Genomic DNA, 3240 nt, shown 5'->3' with positions numbered 1-3240 from the left:
CTCGTGCGGCCCTCATTCAGACGCTCCCGCCCGACAGGTATGTCAGGGCGATCAGCAACGCCGTGAGCAGCAGGGAGGCACTGGCAATCAAGAGCGCCTGTTCCATCTCGCCTGCACACATCACGCCCCATCTCCAACTCGTGGATGCGCTTGTCCTTCTCCCTGGCCTCGGCCCGCAGCCGCTCCAGCGCCGCCCGCTCATTCTCCCGCAGACGACCGCCGGGAGACGGCTCGCCGCCGGCTGATCCGACGACGGCGACCCGCTACCCCGCGCCCGCGACACCCAACTGTGCAGCGTCCCCGGGTGGACACCCAGATTCTCGGCCACCTCCGGAATCGGCTTCCCGGTCTCCGTCACGATCCGTACCGCCCCGTCACGGAACTCCGCATCGTAGAGGCGCTTCTTTGGACGCCATGACCCCAACTATCCCTCTGGTCACGGTCTCCACAGTAGGAGGGGAACCTCAGCGGCCACTTCCCCTCAGAGGGCGCCGCGTTGAAGTGCGTCTACATGGCGCTGATGAGTCTGGACCCGACCGGCAGCCGGCGCCGCTGGAGTATGCGCTGGAAGGCCCTGTTGAACGCCTTCCAGGTCGCCTTCGAAGGCCGACTCACCCCCACCAGCACTGACCCCCAACAACCAAGATCAGCCATTGATTGGGCTCTGGCTCACATCCGGTGGTATCGCAGAGTCATGCCGCATCCATGAAGCTGACGTTCCGGAAACTCTGCAGGCCAATGGGCTCTCGCTGCATCCGAGCGCGGTGTCGGCTCGGCTGCCGGATGTCTGCCGAGTCCGGGACGGTCACCCCCGAGGTTCGTGGTGCGGGTCGGCGAACCCCCTCTACCTGCGGAGGCCATCAACTTCTGCGGAGCAGCCGTAACCCGATCGGCCGCTCTGAAGAAGGTCATTGTCCGAGAACCACGGGGCGCCTCAAACTGCCTGGCTGGGAAGAGTGTCGACTGCATCGAGCGCAGACCAGATGGCCAGAGGTGTCATCGGTGTTTCGGTCAGGGAGTGTGCGATGTGCGGCATGGCGTCTGCGATGGCTGCGGCGATGGTGGCCGGGGGCGGAATGGAACCGCCCTCACCGAGGCCCTTGAAGCCGCCTGGAATGATCTTGCTGGGAGTACAGAGATGTTCGATGGATACCGGTGGTACGTCAGCGGCGCACGGCAGAATGTAGTTTTGGAAGTCGGTGGCGAGTGGCCCGCCGTCGAGGGGGTCGTGGTGGGCCTCCTCCAGCAGGGCGAGGCCGAGTCCTTGAGCAATGCCGCCGATGATCTGTCCCTCGGCGAGGGCGGGATTGACGAGGACTCCGCTGTCGTGGACCGCCCAGTAGTCTTCAACCGTCACTTTGCCGGTCTCCCGGTTCACGGCGACTGCTGCTCCGTGGACGCCGTAGGCGAAGGTGAGTGCCGGAGGGTCGAAGTCGATGGTCTCCTCGAGCTGGATATGTTCCTGGCCAGGGTCTCGGTCCCAGCCCTTCCAGGCCCGGTGGGCCACGTCGTGCCAGCTCACCGTCACCATGCTGCCGGCGGCCCGGTAGACCGGTGTGTCCACTGTGGACGTGGTCTCGGAGCTGGTGTCCAATGTGACATCGGCTGGCTTGGCGCCGAGTTGTCGGGCTGCCAGTGACCGCATGCGCTCACGCATACGGTCACTGGCATGCATGAGGGCACCGCCGGCCAGTGTCACTGAACGGCTCGCCTGAGAAGACAGGTCGGAGTAGGGCGTGACGGCGGTATCGCCGAGCTGGACCGAGATCCAGGACATCGGAATCCCCATCCGGTCCGCGACGATCTGGGCAAGGGCTGTCTCGATCCCCTGACCGACCGAGATCACTCCGGAGAAGACCGTCACCGTGCCATCCTGGTTGACCCGGATCCGGCCGCTCTCCCAGCCGGCCGCATCGATCCCGAGAGTGCTCAGCAGCGCGGTCGGGGCGTACCCTGTAACCTCCACGCTCGCCGTGACCCCGGTTCCGCGGCTTACCACCCCCTCGCTCTTCCGGCGTCGGCTGCGGGCCAGCTCGGCGGCCCGGCGCAGCGCGCCCGGGTAGTCCCCGCTGTCGTAGGTGAGTCCGGAGCGGGTGGTGTACGGCAGTTCCTCGGGGCGGATGATGTTGTGCAGGCGCAGCTCGATGGGGTCCGTTGCGAGTTCTCGTGCGGCCTCGTCGATCAGTCGCTCGCGTATCCAGGAGGCTTCTTGCATGCCGTAGCCGCGGTAGGCACCGGTGGGAACAGTGTTGGTGTACACCGCATCCACGGACCCGCCCGCGCGGATGAACCGGTACGGCCCTTCCAGAGCCGCTCCCGTGGCCTGGAAGGGCCCTGAGCCTGCCTGTGTTGAGAAGGCGCCCAGATCGCCCACGACATGCGCGTGCACAGCGAGGAAATGACCTTCCGCGTCCAGACCGAGACGGGCTCGAGCGCACTGTCCGCGGCCCTGGTAGGCGGCGGTCAGGTTCTCCTTTCGGTCCTCGGTCCACCGGACCGCACGCCCCATTACCACCGAAGCCAGACACACCATCACCTCATCCGGATGGAGGAATGTCTTGCCGCCGAAGGACCCGCCGACGTCGGGTGCTACCACTCGGATCTGATCTATTCTCAGCCGCAGGGCCACCGCCAGGTCCTGCCGGACTACGTGTGGGGACTGGGTGCTGTTCCACACCGTCAGGTTCTCGGTGTCGGGCTGCCACTCGGCCAGGATCCCGCGCGGTTCCATTGGGCTGTGGGCGATGCGCTGGACGCGGAGCGTTCGTGCGACCACATGCGCGGCGCCCTCCATGACATCGGCGATTTCGGCGGCTGGATCGCCGAAATGCGCGGTGCCGGCGAGGTTGGTTCCGTTTTCTGGGTAAAGGAGGGGAGCGCCGGGCGCGAGGGCTGCCGCCGTGGTGACGGCGGCAGGAAGCGGCTGAATCTCCAGACGTATGCTCTCGGCGGCGTCTTCGGCCTCAGCTCTGCTGTCCGCGACCACCACGCCGACCGGCTGGCCGAGATAACGCACCGTGCTGATGGCCACGGGGATGTGCTGGGGATTTTGACCCGGCAAGGCCCACGCAGTGGGCAAGGGGCAGGTGGACTGTGCGATCTCTTCGGGACCCAGCGCCAGCCTCGCCCCCTGGGCCAGTGCCTCATACTCCAGCAGCGGTTCGTGTCCTGAGCTGGCAGTTGCCGTTGTCCTGGTATGGAGGGGATGGCTGAAGTCGCGGTCTGGGCTGCTGAGTTGGA

At 66.3% G+C, this 3240-nt stretch carries 2 protein-coding genes and 2 pseudogenes; 2 read left to right on the top strand and 2 right to left on the bottom strand.

The genetic code is table 11. The annotated features are described in order from the left end of the window. Window positions 1-245 (top strand): hypothetical protein (locus ACZ7HQ_RS45010; RefSeq protein WP_471003304.1); only part of this gene is annotated, 245 nt, incomplete at its 5' end. Between the two features lie 56 nt (window positions 246-301). Here ACZ7HQ_RS45010 and ACZ7HQ_RS45005 read toward each other — a convergent pair. Then, window positions 302-358, bottom strand: a pseudogene (locus ACZ7HQ_RS45005) (hypothetical protein); the annotation flags it as partial. Window positions 359-469: 111 nt separating this feature from the next. Here ACZ7HQ_RS45005 and ACZ7HQ_RS45000 point away from each other — a divergent pair. After that, window positions 470-616: pseudogene (locus tag ACZ7HQ_RS45000) on the top strand (IS256 family transposase); the annotation flags it as partial. A 318-nt stretch (window positions 617-934) separates the two neighbouring features. On the opposite strand, the gene ACZ7HQ_RS44995 reads toward ACZ7HQ_RS45000, so the two are convergent. Further along, window positions 935-3031 (bottom strand): xanthine dehydrogenase family protein molybdopterin-binding subunit, encoded by a 2097-nt coding sequence (locus ACZ7HQ_RS44995; protein ID WP_471003301.1) that lies wholly within the window; start codon window positions 3029-3031, stop codon window positions 935-937. Window positions 3032-3240 lie beyond the last annotated feature (209 nt).

This window comes from Streptomyces sp. NPDC037290 (assembly GCF_055603245.1).
The sequence above is the reverse complement of the archived record's forward strand: the minus strand, read 5'-3'. Positions and strand labels throughout refer to the sequence as shown.